Origin of the sequence: Azospirillum sp. HJ39, assembly GCF_041507355.1 — a bacterium.
In the GTDB taxonomy this organism is placed as follows: Bacteria; Pseudomonadota; Alphaproteobacteria; order Azospirillales; family Azospirillaceae; genus Azospirillum; species Azospirillum thiophilum.
Map to the genome: position 1 here is coordinate 691,703 of NZ_CP167905.1, position 14,836 is coordinate 706,538.

General features: G+C 66.6%; 15 protein-coding genes. 7 read left to right on the forward strand and 8 right to left on the reverse strand.

The genetic code is table 11. The annotated features are described in order from the left end of the window. The first annotated feature begins 1 nt into the window (after position 1). The 5 genes from ABMY26_RS03685 to ABMY26_RS03705 are packed head-to-tail and all read left to right on the forward strand — an operon-like array spanning position 2 to position 4,127. Complete coding sequence (locus tag ABMY26_RS03685) at positions 2-943, forward strand: hypothetical protein (RefSeq protein WP_372394062.1); 942 nt, start codon at positions 2-4, stop codon at positions 941-943. Beyond that, the gene (locus ABMY26_RS03690; RefSeq protein WP_372394064.1) at positions 940-1,995 is read left to right on the forward strand and encodes a vWA domain-containing protein; all 1,056 of its coding nucleotides are present in this window, start codon (positions 940-942) and stop codon (positions 1,993-1,995) included. Before ABMY26_RS03685 ends, ABMY26_RS03690 begins: the two co-directional genes overlap by 4 nt. Beyond that, positions 1,992-2,609, forward strand: coding sequence for a hypothetical protein (locus tag ABMY26_RS03695; protein WP_372394066.1), 618 nt, complete (start codon positions 1,992-1,994; stop codon positions 2,607-2,609). The genes ABMY26_RS03690 and ABMY26_RS03695 overlap by 4 nt, the downstream gene beginning before the upstream one ends. Next, positions 2,606-3,592: a vWA domain-containing protein gene (locus ABMY26_RS03700; RefSeq protein ID WP_372394068.1), complete on the forward strand. Its 987-nt coding sequence runs from the start codon at positions 2,606-2,608 to the stop codon at positions 3,590-3,592. The genes ABMY26_RS03695 and ABMY26_RS03700 overlap by 4 nt, the downstream gene beginning before the upstream one ends. A 4-nt stretch (positions 3,593-3,596) precedes the next feature. After that, positions 3,597-4,127, forward strand: a complete 531-nt coding sequence (locus ABMY26_RS03705; RefSeq protein ID WP_372394070.1) for an SRPBCC family protein — start codon at positions 3,597-3,599, stop codon at positions 4,125-4,127. Between the two features lie 700 nt (positions 4,128-4,827). On the opposite strand, the gene ABMY26_RS03710 is transcribed toward ABMY26_RS03705, so the two are convergent. Continuing rightward, a complete protein-coding gene (locus ABMY26_RS03710) occupies positions 4,828-5,694 on the reverse strand; it encodes an aldo/keto reductase family oxidoreductase (RefSeq protein ID WP_372394072.1) in 867 nt (288 codons plus the stop codon). A 93-nt stretch (positions 5,695-5,787) separates the two neighbouring features. Here ABMY26_RS03710 and ABMY26_RS03715 point away from each other — a divergent pair, with 93 nt between their 5' ends. Then, a complete protein-coding gene (locus ABMY26_RS03715; RefSeq protein WP_372394074.1) occupies positions 5,788-6,696 on the forward strand; it encodes a LysR family transcriptional regulator in 909 nt (302 codons plus the stop codon). Here ABMY26_RS03715 and argE read toward each other — a convergent pair. The 7 genes from argE to ABMY26_RS03750 all read right to left on the reverse strand — a co-directional run bounded on the left by argE (position 6,671) and on the right by ABMY26_RS03750 (position 14,014). Beyond that, positions 6,671-7,843: an acetylornithine deacetylase gene (argE, locus tag ABMY26_RS03720; RefSeq protein ID WP_372394076.1), complete on the reverse strand. Its 1,173-nt coding sequence runs from the start codon at positions 7,841-7,843 to the stop codon at positions 6,671-6,673. The genes ABMY26_RS03715 and argE overlap by 26 nt on opposite strands. A gap of 45 nt (positions 7,844-7,888) precedes the next feature. Next, positions 7,889-8,830 carry a branched-chain amino acid ABC transporter permease gene (locus ABMY26_RS03725; RefSeq protein ID WP_372395120.1) on the reverse strand — a complete coding sequence of 314 codons (942 nt, stop codon included), beginning with the start codon at positions 8,828-8,830 and terminating at the stop codon, positions 7,889-7,891. 39 nt (positions 8,831-8,869) lie between these two features. Then, entirely contained in the window at positions 8,870-9,757 is an 888-nt protein-coding gene (locus tag ABMY26_RS03730; RefSeq protein ID WP_372394078.1) for a branched-chain amino acid ABC transporter permease, read from the reverse strand. 22 nt (positions 9,758-9,779) lie between these two features. Next, positions 9,780-10,472, reverse strand: a complete 693-nt coding sequence (locus ABMY26_RS03735; RefSeq protein WP_372394080.1) for an ABC transporter ATP-binding protein — start codon at positions 10,470-10,472, stop codon at positions 9,780-9,782. A gap of 37 nt (positions 10,473-10,509) precedes the next feature. Further along, positions 10,510-11,319: an ABC transporter ATP-binding protein gene (locus tag ABMY26_RS03740; RefSeq protein WP_372394082.1), complete on the reverse strand. Its 810-nt coding sequence runs from the start codon at positions 11,317-11,319 to the stop codon at positions 10,510-10,512. 39 nt (positions 11,320-11,358) lie between these two features. Then, complete coding sequence (locus ABMY26_RS03745) at positions 11,359-12,546, reverse strand: ABC transporter substrate-binding protein (protein ID WP_372394084.1); 1,188 nt, start codon at positions 12,544-12,546, stop codon at positions 11,359-11,361. Between the two features lie 508 nt (positions 12,547-13,054). Beyond that, positions 13,055-14,014 (reverse strand): GlxA family transcriptional regulator, encoded by a 960-nt coding sequence (locus ABMY26_RS03750; RefSeq protein WP_372394086.1) that lies wholly within the window; start codon positions 14,012-14,014, stop codon positions 13,055-13,057. A 93-nt stretch (positions 14,015-14,107) separates the two neighbouring features. Here ABMY26_RS03750 and ABMY26_RS03755 point away from each other — a divergent pair, with 93 nt between their 5' ends. Further along, positions 14,108-14,794, forward strand: coding sequence for a DJ-1/PfpI family protein (locus ABMY26_RS03755; RefSeq protein WP_372394088.1), 687 nt, complete (start codon positions 14,108-14,110; stop codon positions 14,792-14,794). Positions 14,795-14,836: the final 42 nt, after the last annotated feature.

Consider the following 14,836-nt stretch of genomic DNA (forward strand, 5'->3'; position numbering starts at 1 on the left):
CATGCGCCACTCACCGGCCCTTTCCCTCCGCATCGCCCTCTGCATCGCCCTGGCCCTGGCCGTACCGGCAGCCTCCGCCACGGCCGCCGCCGTCCGTTCGGTGGAGCTCTCCGGTCCGCGGCCCTTCGGCTTCTTCATCGGCGACATCATCCGCCATGAGGTCACCATCACCGCCGATCCGGGCCTCCGGGTGGTGGCCGCCTCGCTCCCCAGGCCGGGTCCGCTGACCTATTGGCTCGAATTGAGGGGAGTCGAACTGGAGGATCTCGGCGATCGCGGCGGGTTGCGGCGTCACCGGCTGCATCTGGAGTATCAGACCTTCTACGCGCCGCTCGAACCGCTGGCGCTGGAGATCCCTCCCATCGCCCTGACGCTGCAGGACGGCGCCGAACGGGCCGAGGCCACGGTTCCCGCCTGGACTTTCCTGACATCGCCATTGCGCGAGATCCGCCCGCAGCGCGACGAAACCGGCACCTATCTGCGGCCCGACGCTGCTCCGCGGGGCGTTCCGCTGTCGGGCTGGCTGATGGCGACCGGGGGCTCCAGCGGCTCCGCCCTTCTGCTGCTCGGCCTGATCGCCCGTCACCGTGGCTGGTGGCCGTTCCGCGCCCGTGCCCGGCGCCCCTTCGCCCGCTCCGTCCGCGATCTGCGCCGCAGCCTGCGGGACGGCGCCGACATGGAGGCCTACCGCGCCGCCCTGCTCACCCTCCATCGCGCCTTCGACGCCACCGCGAAGCGTCGGATTCTGGCCGACGACCTGCCGATGTTCCTCGATGCGGCTCCGGCATTCCGCCCGCTGCGGAGCGACATCGAACGCTTCTTTGCCGCGTCCAGGCAGGCGTTCTTTCGCACCGACGGCGCCGCGGCCTTTCGTCTCCTGCCACCCGAGGGGCTGGTGGCACTGGGGCGCCGGCTGGCCGCAGCGGAAAGGGCGGCGGGATGACCCTGGCTTTCGACGATCCCGCCATACTCCTGCTGCTGCCGCTCGCCGCGCTTCCTCTGGCGACGCCGCTCTTCGTCCCGTCGGCCCTCCCCTCCCTTTCGTTCCTTCCGCGGGATCCGGTTTCCACCGGCATCGACATCGGCCTGAGGCTTGCCGCCGCCCTGGCCATCTTGACGCTCATCCTGGGTCTCGCCGGCCTGCATCGGGTGGCGCTGGATGTGGAGCGGATCGGCCGGGGGGCGCCTCTCGTCCTGCTGCTCGACCGCAGCAGCAGCATGGACGACGGCTTCGCCGGCCGTCCGCCCGATGGCGACGAGGAAACGAAGTCGGCCACGGCCCGGCGCCTGCTCATCCAGCTTCTGGCCCGCCGGCCCCACGACCGCGTCGGCATCGTCGCCTTCTCGACGGCGCCGATGCCGGTGCTGCCGGTCACCGACCAGCGGGCGGCGGTGCTGGCGGCGATCGGCGCGATCGATCGGCCCGGCCTGGCCTACACAGATGTCGGGCGGGGCCTCGTGCTCGCCTTCTCGATGGTGGCGCTGGACAGGCCCGACGGCGGACCCGACCCGGGTCATGCCGTTCTGCTGGTGTCGGACGGCGCGGCGGTGATAGACCGACGGGTGCAGGAGGCGCTGCGCGACGCCGCGGTCCGGACGCCGCTGCATCTCTATTGGCTGTTCCTGCGGACCAAGGGAAGCCGCGGCATTTTCGACGAGCCGCAGAATCCGGGCGAGGACACGCCGCAGGCGATGCCGGAGCGTCATCTTCACCGCTTCCTCGCCGGTCTCGGCGTCTCCTACCGCGCCTTCGAGGCGACGAGCGCACAGGCGGTCGAAGCCGCCATCGGCGAGATCGATTCGCTCGAATCCCGTCCGGTCCGCTTTTGGGAGCGCATCCCGCGTCGCGATCTGGCCGGTGCGGCCTATGCCGGCGCTGCTGCCTGTGTCGGGCTCCTGATGCTCGCCAAGCTGGCCGAGCGGCGGCCCGCCGGCGGACGGGTCGCGGCGGACGGCGGCGGCGTCATCCGGCACGGAAAGGCGCGGGCACCATGACCGATGCCCCCAACCCGGCACCGGCCGCCGCGCATGCCGGATCGTTGCGTGCGATGCGGTGGCGCGGACCTCTCCTGTCCGGCGCGCTCTGGGGATTGCTGGCGCTGGCGCTCGGCGCCTGTGCGGCCTGCACCGGCGGCCTGCTGCTCGCCATGCGGGACAACCGGCTGATCGCCGGGCTGTCGGGCGGCCGGGATCTGCCGGTGGATGAGACGGCCGTCGCCGAGCTGCGGTTCGCCCGCGCCCATTTCCTGATGGTGCGGGACCGTTTCGAAGAGGCGCAGATCATGGTCGACCGCCTGCCGCCCGGCCGGAACGGGATCGCTGCCGCGGCGCAATACGACCTTGCCAACGCCCGTCTGCGCGCGGCGCTTTCCCTGCTCGAAGCCGGGCGGATCGATGCCGCCGGGGCGCTGGTCCGGTTGGCCAAGGACGGCTACCGGCACTCGCTCGCGCTCGGTCCGGGGCTGTGGGACGCGAAATACAATCTCGACGTCGCCATGCGCCTGGTGCGGGATTTTCCCCAGATCGACCGCGTGCCGGAGGAGGAGCCGCCCGAGTTGCCGGTGCGGCTGTGGTCGGACCTGCCCGGCCTGCCGAGAGGCCTGCCATGACGCCGCGGGCTTCACGCGACATGCGCTTCCGGCTGCTCGTCCTGGCGTTCCTCGGCCTGCTGGCGGCCCTCGCCCGGCCGGAGGCCACGGCGTCGCGCCTCGGCTTCGATCTGCTGTTCGTCACCGACATCACAGGCAGCATGAACGCGCGCGACCAGACGGTCGAAGGGCGCACGGTGAGCCGGCTGGAGTTCGTGAAGCATGAGCTTCGCGCGCTGCTGGCCCGCCTGCCCTGCGGATCCCGCGCCGGCCTCGGCATCTTCACGGAGCGGCGCAGCTTCCTGTTGTTCGGGCCGATCGAAACCTGCGGAAACTATGCGGCCATCGACGGGGCAATCGCGTCGCTCGACTGGCGCATGGCCTGGGAGGGGGACAGCCGGATCGCTTCGGGGCTCGACAGCGCCATCGCCATCGCCCGCGACCTGGGGAGCAGCCTGGTCTTCCTGACCGACGGGCAGGAGGCTCCGCCGCTTCCGCTGTCGGGTCCGCCGCCGTTCGAAGGGCGGCCGGGAGAGGTGAACGGCGTGATCGTCGGCGTCGGCGGTACGGTTCCGGTGCCGATCCCCCGGTTCGACGACCGGGGGCGCGAGATCGGCTTCGTCCAGGCCGCCGACGTGCCCCACGAGTCACGCGTCGGCCCGCCGCCGGCGGATGCGGCCGCCCGCGAAGGCTGGCATCCACGCAATGCCCCGTTCGGCGCGGCCCCGCTGGCCGGAGCCGAGCACCTGACTGCGGTTCGCGAGCCCTATCTGCAAGAGCTGGCGCAGCGGACCGGGCTTGGCTACGCCCGTCCGACCGGCCCGGACGCCCTTGAAGCCGCACTGAAACGCCACGCCGCCGGCCGCCCCATCGTTGCCGCGGTGGACCTCCGCCCCCTTCCCGCAGGCTTGGCGTTGCTGGCCCTGCTGGCCGTCTACGGCCTGCTGCCGGCCCTGGAGCGTCTGCGCCGCCGCCCTGCCCATCCGCTCACCGGAAAAGGTTGACCCGATGTTGAACCGACTCCTCCTGATCGCCGCACTCCTGGTATCGAGCGCACCCGTTTCGGCCCACGGCCCGACCCCGCAGAAGGCGGAGGAAGGCGTCGTCATCGCGGCCACCCCCGCGCTGGTGTGGGGGATGATCGCGGATTTCGCAGGTCTCGCAGGATGGCATCCGCTGGTCGCGGCCTGCACGGTGGCGGCGGAAACCGCCAGCAATGCCGAACGGACCCTGACGCTGCGCGACGGCGGCATGCTGGTCGAGAGCCTCGACGAGCTGGATGCCGGCGGACGCAGCCTTTCCTATCGCCTGATCAAGCCGAACCTCGAGGCCTTTCCCGTCAGTTTCTACTCGGCCACCCTCACGGTGAGCGGAGCCCCGGAAAACGGCAGCATGGTGCGATGGTCGGCACGCTTCTACCGCGGCGACACCGGGAACTACCCGCCTGAGACGCTCGACGATACGGCCGCCCAGACTGCGATGGCCAATTTCATGCAGGCCGGTCTTGCGGGCCTGAAGGAGAAGATGGAACGGAGGTGACCTCCGCCCTAGCGGCGCATCAGCGTCTCGGGATCGCCTCGGCCTTTCCAATCAGCCCACTTCACAGAAACAACTGAAGCTTTACCGGGACACGCCCTGTCGCAAGTTGGAACCGTACATCCCCGTGAGCTGGAATGGAGCAATGCCGATCAACTTTTACGAGAACAACGAGCCGCAATTGACGGGTATTTCCCATCGCAAAAAAAGAGCCCGCTGCCTGAGACAGAACGGGCTCTTCATAAGTAAATACCCTTTGTGCCAGAAAAATATACAAATACTATCAGTATGATGTCAATACAACGTTAGCAGTATACTAAAGAGAAAATTGCATTATTACGATTATCATTGTTTTGTTTTATATCGTGCGGAATTACGTTGTACCTGATATAAACTCAAACACTATGCAGGCAGGAATCGCATTCATAGCGTCTAACTTCTTGGACATGCGACGCCTTAAGCTGCTCATCGATTTCGACAACGGGACAGGGATCCGATGTCGATAAGACTGCCGTTCCCGATATGGATGGAAACATCCCGTTCGAAGGGGCGCACCATGGACCGTAGGGGTGCCGCCCGAAGCCGCTGGCACCTCGACTATTTCCAATCGGGGTGCCGTCGGCTGCTGGCAGACTCCGGCCTCTGCCGGATGAATATCGCATTTGCCGGACCTGCATCAGCCGGACCGGCCGGTATGCGGCAGTCAGGCCATGCGATCCAATGCTTCGACCGCGTCGGCGGGCAACTCCAGTTCCGCCGCCGCCAGATTCTCCCGCAGATGTCCGACCGAAGAGGTTCCTGGAATCAGCAGGACGTTGGGTGCGCGCTGCAACAGCCAGGCGAGCGCCACCTGCATGGGCGTCGCACCCAAACGGCCGGCGACGCCGGACAATGTGCCGGACTGGAGCGGTGTGAAGCCGCCGAGCGGAAAGAACGGCACATAGGCGATCCCTTTGCCGGCTAGATCGTCGATCAAGCCATCGTCCGCCCGGTGCACGAGATTGTAGTGGTTCTGCACGCAGACGATCCCGCAGATGCGGCGGGCCTCGTCGATCTGGCTGGGCGTTGCGTTGCTGAGGCCGATGTGCCGCACCAGACCCCGTTGCTGGAGTTCGGCCAGCACACTCAACGCCTGCTCGACCGGTCCTTCGGCGGGAGCATGGCCGTTCTCGCCCCACAGCCGCAGATTGACGACGTCGAGCACGTCCAGACCGAGGTTGCGCAGATTGTCATGCACGGCCTGCCGCAGTTCGTCGGGCGACGCCGCCGGCAGCCAGGAAGCATCGTCGCCGCGCCGCGCGCCGATCTTGGTTACGATCAGCAGATCGTCAGGATAGGGCGCCAGCGCTTCGCGGATCAACCGGTTGGTGACATGCGGACCATAGAAGTCGCTGGTGTCGATGTGGTTCACGCCCGCCTCGATGGCGTGGCGCAGCACGGCGATCGCGGCATCGCGGTCTTTCGGAGGACCGAACACGCCGGGACCGGCGAGTTGCATGGCTCCGTAGCCGAGCCGCCTTACCGCCGCCCCGCCGAGGGAAAAACTACCGGACTTGTCGATGCTGGACATGATCGTCTCCTTGATGGCTCGACCAAATCTAGCGGGGACGGTCCTGTCCGATTAGTCTGCACAATAGGGACAACCCGTGCGGATTTTCGAACAATGCGACATGACTTGGGAGACCTGAACGCCTTCGTCGCCGTGGCGCGGGCACGCGGCTTTCGCGACGCCGCACGTGCGGGCAACATCAGCGCCTCAGCCCTCAGCGAAGCCGTGCGGCGGCTGGAGGTGCAACTCGGCGTCAGGCTGCTCAACCGCACCACGCGGAGCGTGGTACCGACCGAAGCGGGCGAGCGGCTGCTGGACCGGCTCGGCCCGGCCCTGCGCGAGGTGGATGCCGCACTCGACGTGGTGAACGGCTACCGTGACCGCGTGGCGGGCACTCTCAGGCTCAACGTGCCCGTCGTCGCGGCGCGGTTGGTCCTGCCGGCGATCGTGCCGCCCTTCCTCGCAGCCTATCCGGAGATACAGTTGGAGGTGATGGCGGAGGACAGCTTCGTCGACGTGCTCGCCGCCGGGTGCGACGCCGGCATCCGCTACGACGAACGGCTGGAGCAGGATATGATCGCCGTCCCCATCGGTCCACGCCGGCAGCGCTTCGCGACCGCGGCCTCGCCCTCCTACCTTGCAGCGAGTGGGCATCCCGAACACCCCCGCGACCTGATGGCCCATGCATGCTTGCGCGGGCGCTTTTCCAGCGGTGCCATGCCTCCCTGGGAGTTCGAGCGCCAGGGGGAGGTGATCCGGCTGGACCCATCCGGGCCGCTGGTGGTGGGTTCGGGAAGCGCCATGGAGCTTGCGATCGAAGCGGCGATCTCCGGTACCGGAGTGATCCACCTGTTCGAGCAATGGCTGCAGCCGCATCTGGACAGCGGGGCGCTGGAACCGGTGCTCGAGCCGTGGTGGCAGTCCTTTTCCGGCCCCTTCCTCTATTATCCCGGACGGCGCCTGGTGCCGGCGCCGCTCCGGGCCTTCCTCGATTTCGTCAAGGCAAGGGGCGCGGCGGGCTGACGCGGCCGAGCGCGCCGGCCAGCGCCTCCATGAAGCGGTCTCCGGCCGCCAATTGAGATACTTCGATGAACTCGTCGGGCTTGTGGCCCTGGGCCATGGAGCCCGGACCGCAGACGATGGTCGGGTAGCCTTCCCGGCTGAAATGACCGGCCTCGGTGGTGTAGGCGACGACGGCGCTGTCGTTGTCGCCGGTGATCCGCCGCACGAGAGCGGCGATGTCGGAGTCGGGATCGGCAACGAATCCCGGGGTGTCGCAGAACACCGACAGGGTGATGCCGGTGTCGGGGGCGACGGCGCGCATCTCCGGTTCCAGCACGTCGCGGCAATGGCTTTCGACCGATTGCAGGATCCGGTGGGGATCCTCGGTCGGCAGATGACGGATCTCCAGGTCGAACCGGCAGTCCCGCGGCACGATGTTGAACGCCGTGCCGCCATGCACCGTGCCGACATGCAAAGTGGTCGAGGATGGGGTGAAGCGGTGGTCGAACGGCCCCTCCCGATAGCGCCGCTCGCTCTCCCGCCGAACGAAATCGATGATCCGGGCGGCATACTGGACGGCATTGACGCCCTCTGGCGCCGTCGAGCTGTGGCATTCAAAGCCGCGGACATGGCCATGGGCGCACAGGATGCCCTTATGGCCGATCACCAGCTTCATCATGGTCGGCTCGCCGACGATGCAGGCTGCCGGTCGGATGCCGCGCCGACGGATGGCCTCCAGCAGACTCGGCACACCGATGCAGCCGATCTCCTCGTCGAAGGAAAAAGCGAGATGCACGGGCCGGTCGAGCGATGCCGCCTTGAAGCGTTCCACGGCATTCAGCGCGACCGCGATGAAGCCCTTCATGTCGGCCGTGCCACGGCCGAAGAGCTTGCCATCGCGTTCGGTCAGGGTGAAGGGATCGCTGCTCCAGGATTGGCCGTCCACCGGCACCACATCGGTATGGCCCGACAGCACGATGCCGCCGTCGCACTCGGGTCCGACCGTCGCCCACAGATGGGCCTTGGTCCCGGTCTCGTCATGGATCAGGTCGGAGCGGATTCCGTATTGGTCCAGATAATCGCGGACCCAGTCGATCAGCGCCAGATTGGACTTCGAACTGACCGTGTCGAAACCGACCAGACGGCTCAGGATGTCTCTACTCGTCATGACAGCCTCCGAATGACGATAAGGCGTGGCGGCCACGGCCCCTGGTTAACCGGGCTTCCTGCCGTTGGCGTCGATGCGCGCGACGATCTCCCCGACGATGCCCCTGCGGAACAGCAGGACGCAGACGACGAAGATGCAGCCGATGACGACCGGCACCGGCAGGCTGGTGGCGGCGAGGTAGCTTTCCAGCGTGACCACCAGCGCCGCCCCCACCACCGGGCCGAGCAGCGTGCCCATGCCGCCGAGCAGCGTCATCAGCACCACCTCGCCCGACATCTGCCACGTCACGTCGGTCAGCGAGGCCAGCTGGAACACCAGCGCCTTGGTCCCGCCGGCCAGCCCCGCCAGGCTTGCCGACAGCACGAAGGCCACCAGCTTGTAGCGGTCGGTGCGGTAGCCGAGCGACACCGCCCGCGGCTCGTTCTCGCGGATCGCCTTCAGAACCTGCCCGAACGGCGAATGGACCGTGCGCCACACCAGCGCGAAGCCGCCGAGGAAGATCGCCAGCACGACGTAATACATCGTCAGCGGCTGGGTCAGGTCGAACAGCCCGAACAGCGTGCCGCGCGGCACACCCTGGATGCCGTCCTCGCCATGGGTGAAGGGAAGCTGCAGCGCCAGGAAGAAGATCATCTGGCTCAGCGCCAGCGTGATCATGGCGAAGTAGATGCCCTGCCGCCGGATGGCGATCGACCCGCAGACCAGCCCCATCAGCCCGGCGACGGCGGTGGCGGCGAGCAGCCCCGCCTCCGGCGCCCAGCCCCATTCCTTCACCGTGTGGGCGGCGATGTAGGCCGCCCCGCCGAAGAAGGCGGCATGGCCGAAGCTCAACAGGCCGGCGAAGCCGATCAGCAGGTTGAAGGCGCAGGCGAACAGCGCGAAGCACAGCAGCTTCATCAGGAACACCGGATACAGCAGGAACGGCGCCAGCACCGCCAGCAGCAGCCCGCCCCCCAGCAGCAGCGCCTTGCGCGCCCCCGCCTCCATCCCCGTCCGCGGCAGCGCCTGGGTTTGCATGCTCATCGCTTATCTCTCCCGTCCGAACAGGCCGGCCGGCTTCACCATCAGCACCACGGCCATGATCACGAACACCACGATGTTGGAGGCCTCCGGGTAGACCAGCTTGGTCAGCCCCTCCAGCAACCCCAGCCCCAGCCCGGTCACGATGGCGCCGAGGATCGAGCCCATGCCGCCGATCACCACCACCGCGAACACCACGATGATGATGTTGGAGCCCATCAGCGGCGACACCTGGTAGATCGGCGCCGCCAGCACCCCGGCCAGCCCGGCCAGCGCCACCCCGAAGCCGTAGGTCAGCGACACCATCACCGGCACGTTGATGCCGAAGGCCTGCACCAGCGTCGGGTTCTCCGTCGCCGCCCGCAGATACGCCCCCAGCTTCGTCCGCTCGATGGCGAACCAAGTGCCCAGGCACACCAGCAGCGACGCCGCCACCACCCAGCCACGATATGTCGGCAGATACATGAAGCCCAGGTTGGTGCCGCCCTTCAGCAGGTCGGGGATCGGATAGGGCTGGCCCGACACGCCATATTGGTGGCGGAAGGCGCCCTCGAGGATCAGCGCCAGCCCGAAGGTCAGCAGCAGCCCATAGAGATGGTCGACCGTGTAGAGCCGGCGCAGCAGCGTGCGCTCCAGCACCAGCCCGACGGCGCCGACCGCCAGCGGCGCCAGCACCAGCGCCCCCCAATAGCCGATGCCGGCATAGGTCAGCAACAGCCACGCCACGAAGGCGCCGACCATGTACAGGGCGCCGTGCGCCATGTTGACGACGTTGAGCATGCCGAAGATCACGGCCAGCCCGAGGCTGAGCAGCGCATAGAAGGAACCGTTGATCAGGCCGAGCAGCAGCTGGCCGAACAGGGCCTGCGGCGGAATGCCGAGCAGATGGGACATGGTGGGTCTCTCGTCTCCCGCTTCACACGCCGAGATAGGTGTGGAGCTTGTCCATGTTGGCGTTGAGCCGGTCGTTGGGGATCATGTCCACCACATGCCCCTCCTCCATGACGTAATGGCGGTCGGCGATGGTGGCGGCGAAGCGGAAATTCTGCTCGACCAGCAGGATGGTGAAGCCGCGCGCCTTGAGCGCCCGCACCGCCACGCCGATCTGCTCGATGATGACGGGAGCCAGCCCCTCGGTCGGCTCGTCCAGCAGGATCAGGGTGGCGCCGGTGCGCAGGATGCGGGCGATCGCCAGCATCTGCTGCTCGCCGCCCGACAGCCGCGTGCCCTGGGTCGAGCCGCGGCCCTTCAGGTTGGGGAACAGCTCGTAGATCTGGGCGACGGTCATGCCGCCCTCCTTCACCACCGGCGGCAGCGTCAGGTTCTCGTCGACGCTGAGGCTCGAGAAGATGCCGCGCTCCTCCGGCACATAGCCGATGCCGAGCCGCGGGATCCTGTGCTGGGCCATGCCGGTCAGCTCCTGGCCCTGGAAGCGGATCGAGCCGGTGCGCTTGCCCATGATGCCCATCACGGCGCGCATGGTCGAGGTCTTGCCGGCGCCGTTGCGGCCCAGCAGCGTCACCACCTCGCCGTGGCGCACCTCCAGGCTGACGCCGTGCAGCACATGGCTCTCGCCGTAGAAGCCGTGCAGGTCGGAAATCTCAAGCATCGCCGTTCCCACTTGGGCGGTTTTCGTCTGCATCCCGTCAGGCATGTCCGGTCCCCCCAGTGCCCATGTACGCTTCCATCACCTGCGGGTTCTTCGACACCACCTCGTATGGTCCCTCGGCAAGGATCTCGCCGCGGCGGAGCACGGTGATGGTGTCGGACAGGTGGGCGACGACCGAGAGGTTGTGCTCGACCATCAGCACGGTGCGGTCGGCGGCGACGCGCTTGATCAGGGCCGCGGTGCCCTCGATGTCCTCATGGCCCATACCGGCCAGCGGCTCGTCGAGCAGCATCACCTCGGGGTCGAGCGCCAGGGTGGTGGCGATCTCGAGCGCGCGCTTGCGGCCATAGGGCAGCTCGGCGGCGGTGTGCCCGGCCCAGGGGGAGAGGTTGACCGCCTCGATCAGCTCCAGCGCCCGGTCATGCAGGTCGTAGAGCGACGACTCCGACTTCCAGAAATGGAAGCTGGTGCCGAGCGGGCGCTGGAGGGCGACGCGGACATTCTCCAGCACGCTGAGATGCGGGAAGACGGCCGAGATCTGGAAGGACCGCACCAAGCCCATCAGCGCGATGTCGGCCGGCTTGGTCCTGGTGATGTCGCGGCCCTTGTAGAGGATCCGGCCGCGGGTGGGCGTCAGGAACTTGGTGAGCAGGTTGAACACCGTGCTCTTGCCGGCGCCGTTCGGGCCGATCAGCGCATGGATGGTGCCCCGCTTCACCTGCAGGTTCACCTCCTTGACCGCGACGAAGCCCTTGAACTCCTTGGAAAGGCCCCGGGCCTCCAAAATGATGTCGTCATTCAAGGTCGCGCTCCCGCGTTCTTTGTGGCTGACGGTGGATAAGCGCATCGAGAAGCCGCAGCGGCGTCTCCGCGATCAGCCGACCCTTCATTTCCGGTTGCTTGCCGTGCTGACCAGCGGGCACTCGCTCTGGCTCAGCGGCAGGTAAGCCTCGCTTGCGGGGATCGTCGCGACCAGCTTGTAATATTCCCAGGGGCCCTTCACCTCGGCCGGTTCCTTGACCTGGACCAGGTAGAAATCGTGGACGAGCTTGTTGTCAGCACGCAGCATCGCTCCACGCGCATAGAAATCGTCGACGGGCATCGATCGCATCTTTTCCATGACGGCTGCGGTCGAATCCGTACCGGCCGCCGCGACGGCCTTCAGGTAATGCAGCACGGCGGAATAGACCGCGGCCTGGGGTGCCGTCGGCATTCTGTTGCGGGCTTGGTAGAAGCGCCGGCCGAAGGCCCTGGTTTCGTCATTCAGGTCCCAATACCAGGCGGTGACGGTCGTCAATCCTTTTGCGATCTCCGGCCCCATGCTGTGCACGTCGGTCAGAAACATGAGTTCGGCAACCACCTTCTGCGAGCCCGTGTTCATGCCGAACTCGTTCCATTGCTTCATGGCGGCGACGAGCTGGTCGCCGGCATTCGCAAAGGCGATGACCTTTGCCTGAGAGCCGCTTGCCTGCAGAATGAACGAGCTGTAGTCGACGGTGCCGAGCGGATGGAAGACCGCACCGGCCGATTTTCCACCGATCTCGGACAATATCCGCTGAGACTCCGCCACCATGTTCCTGCCGAAGGCGTAGTCGGCGGCAACGAAGAACCAGCTGTCCTGCCCTTCCGAGACGAGCTTGCGGATCGGGGCGGCGACCAGATTGTAATTGTCATGAAGCCACGCGATGCCCGTCGGCGAGCATTGCTTGCCGCTGATCTCTGTCGTTCCGACCGCCGAATAGATGACGATCTTGTTCTTGTCCCGGGCAATCGATTGGATCGCCAATGCCACGGCGGAGTTTCCGACATCGGCGATCATGTCGACGCCGTCGACATCGAACCACCGGCGCACGACCTGGGAACCGATGTCGGCCTTGTTCTGATGGTCGGCGGTGACAAGCTCGACCTTCAGGTCAGGCTTCAATTTTTGAAAGTCCTCGATCGCCAATTTGGCGGCGACGACCGACCCGGGCCCCGCCAAATCGGACAATGCGCCCGATTGATCGTTTATGATGCCGATCCGCACCACGCCATCCGAGATTTCAGCCGCCGAAACATCGGCCACGATCGCCATGGCCGAAAATGCAGCCGCAGCCGTAGATATCCGGATCGCGAAACGGAACCAAGACTTGATGGATAGGCTTCGATGATGGTGCATGTTTCCCGTCGTCCCTGCGCTGAGTCGGTCATTGCGATTGCTGTGGCGCGATGGTTCCCTCCGCCCGACAACGTCCCTGCCCTCTTCGCCAGTCGAATGTTCCGACAGTCCTCAGAAACCCCATTGCGACCCTGAAACGGCATCATCGGATCGCAAGCGGTCTTTGACTCGTCCATCGACAAGGACGGTGTGGCCCAATCCGGTACTCGGCCCGGTACTCGGCCCGGCATTCGTCGTTGAAAGGCGGAGACTACGTGCAAGCTCCCCGTTCTGGTTGCAGCACCATTTCCGACCGTTTGGGTCCGGCCGATATGCCTACCAGATTATGTTAACTTTCTTACTTTGGCGGGGCGTCCCCTTGACCGCCATCCTCCTAGGGGAGGATGGCGGGCGGACCCGTGCCTCTCTCGGGATTCAAGCACTGTCACCGGGTCGGGAGGGGAGCCTTCGCAGCGCGCGCGGCGCGCCGCAGGGCTTGCGGCGCCTGGCCGAAGACGCGGATGAAAGCCCGGCGCATCCGCTCGGGATCGCCGAAGCCGGTGATCTGGGCCACGCGTTCGATCATCTCGCTGGAGGATTCGATCCACGACCGCGCGACCTCGATGCGCAGCTTCTCGATCGCCTTCGACGGGGTCATGCCGGTCTCGGCGATGAAGGTCCGGGCAAAATGCCGTGAGCTCATGCCGACGCGCTCGGCGAGAACCTCCACGGTCAGAGCCTCGTCGAGATGCTCACGGGCCCAGGACAGCAGCGCCTCGAAGCGGCCCTTCGGATCCTTCAGGTCGAGCAGAGGCGAGAATTGCGTCTGCCTGCCGCTTCGGCGGTGGTAGAGCACGAGCTGGCGTGCGGTCATCTGTGCGATCGCGTCGCCATGATCCTCGGCGACCAGCGCAAGCGCAAGGTCGATCCCGGCGGTGATGCCCGCCGATGTCCACACTCCGCCATCGCAGGTGAAAATCTTGTCCGGCTCGAGCTTCACCCCGGGATAGCGTGCGATGAAGTCCTGCGTCCGGCACCAATGGGTCGTGGCGCGGCGGCCTTGCAGCAGCCCGGCCTCGGCCAGGACATAGGCTCCGGAACAGACGCTCGCGATCCGCACGCCCCGGCTTGCGAGCCGCCGCACGAAGGCAAGCGTCGTCCGGCATCCCGCCGCCGCCGTCACTCCCTCGCCTCCGGCCACGATCAAGGTGGTGACGGACTTGGCGGACCGCAGGCCATATGCGAGCGTCTCGACGCCGGAGGAACTCCGCACCGGCCCCGCATCGGTGGCATACATCCGGATCGCCGGCGCCTTGCCCGCAAAGCGCCCTGCGATCTCGAACACGGATATGGGCCCTGCGGCGTCCAGCAGCTGGAAATCCGGATAGATCAGAACTCCGATCATGCGTCCGTCCGAAAAGGAGGGAATTACGCCGTTTGCGTCCCGATGGCATCATGGCAGATTTCTTTCGTCAAGCCGAATATTTGGAGCACCGTGATGGCGAAACCGTTGCAAATCGGACTAATGGTCTTCCCCCGCGTGACACAACTCGACCTCACGGGTCCGCTGCAGGTCTTTTCCAGCGTACCGGGCACCGACGTGCATTTGATCTGGAAAAGCATGGAACCGGTACCGAGCGATTCCGTCCTTGCGATGACGCCGACCGTCACGTTTGCCGACTGCCCGCAACTTGACGTCATCTGCGTACCGGGCGGATATGGCACCGACGATCTTCTCAGCGACGATGACGTCCTCGGCTTCCTCCGGAAGCAGGCGGAGGGTGCCCGCTACATCACGTCGGTCTGCACCGGATCGCTCGTGCTCGGGGCGGCGGGCCTGTTGAAGGGCTATCGCGCGACCACCCATTGGAGCGCGGTCGAGGCGCTTCCGCACTTCGGTGCCACCCCGTCCCGGGAACGGGTCTGCATCGACCGGAACCGCATCACCGGCGGCGGCGTCACCGCCGGGATCGATTTCGCGCTGACCCTGGTGTCGAACCTCATCGACCGCGCGACCGCGGAAGCGGTGCAACTGCGCCTGGAATACAATCCCGCTCCGCCGTTCAACGCAGGCTCGCCGGACACGGCGCCGGCGGAGGTTCTCGCATCGATGAGCGAACGGATCGCCCCGTTCCGGGCGCGCAGGATGGAAGCGGTACGGCAAGCCGCCGCACGGATGTCCTGATCCGATACTGCGCGGCGCGACCGCCTCGGAAGACACGAAGCC

Bases quoted from the DNA above. Each gene is read 5' to 3' on its own strand.
- argE (WP_372394076.1), bottom strand. From the start codon at position 7,843: ATGACGAGTAGAGACATCCTGAGCCGTCTGGTCGGTTTCGACACGGTC.
- ABMY26_RS03705 (WP_372394070.1), top strand. From the start codon at position 3,597: ATGTTGAACCGACTCCTCCTGATCGCCGCACTCCTGGTATCGAGCGCA.
- ABMY26_RS03750 (WP_372394086.1), bottom strand. From the start codon at position 14,014: ATGATCGGAGTTCTGATCTATCCGGATTTCCAGCTGCTGGACGCCGCA.
- ABMY26_RS03745 (WP_372394084.1), bottom strand. From the start codon at position 12,546: ATGGCGATCGTGGCCGATGTTTCGGCGGCTGAAATCTCGGATGGCGTG.
- ABMY26_RS03735 (WP_372394080.1), bottom strand. From the start codon at position 10,472: ATGCTTGAGATTTCCGACCTGCACGGCTTCTACGGCGAGAGCCATGTG.
- ABMY26_RS03755 (WP_372394088.1), top strand. From the start codon at position 14,108: ATGGCGAAACCGTTGCAAATCGGACTAATGGTCTTCCCCCGCGTGACA.
- ABMY26_RS03715 (WP_372394074.1), top strand. From the start codon at position 5,788: ATGCGACATGACTTGGGAGACCTGAACGCCTTCGTCGCCGTGGCGCGG.
- ABMY26_RS03690 (WP_372394064.1), top strand. From the start codon at position 940: ATGACCCTGGCTTTCGACGATCCCGCCATACTCCTGCTGCTGCCGCTC.
- ABMY26_RS03700 (WP_372394068.1), top strand. From the start codon at position 2,606: ATGACGCCGCGGGCTTCACGCGACATGCGCTTCCGGCTGCTCGTCCTG.
- ABMY26_RS03710 (WP_372394072.1), bottom strand. From the start codon at position 5,694: ATGTCCAGCATCGACAAGTCCGGTAGTTTTTCCCTCGGCGGGGCGGCG.
- ABMY26_RS03685 (WP_372394062.1), top strand. From the start codon at position 2: ATGCGCCACTCACCGGCCCTTTCCCTCCGCATCGCCCTCTGCATCGCC.
- ABMY26_RS03740 (WP_372394082.1), bottom strand. From the start codon at position 11,319: ATGCGCTTATCCACCGTCAGCCACAAAGAACGCGGGAGCGCGACCTTG.
- ABMY26_RS03725 (WP_372395120.1), bottom strand. From the start codon at position 8,830: ATGGAGGCGGGGGCGCGCAAGGCGCTGCTGCTGGGGGGCGGGCTGCTG.
- ABMY26_RS03695 (WP_372394066.1), top strand. From the start codon at position 1,992: ATGACCGATGCCCCCAACCCGGCACCGGCCGCCGCGCATGCCGGATCG.
- ABMY26_RS03730 (WP_372394078.1), bottom strand. From the start codon at position 9,757: ATGTCCCATCTGCTCGGCATTCCGCCGCAGGCCCTGTTCGGCCAGCTG.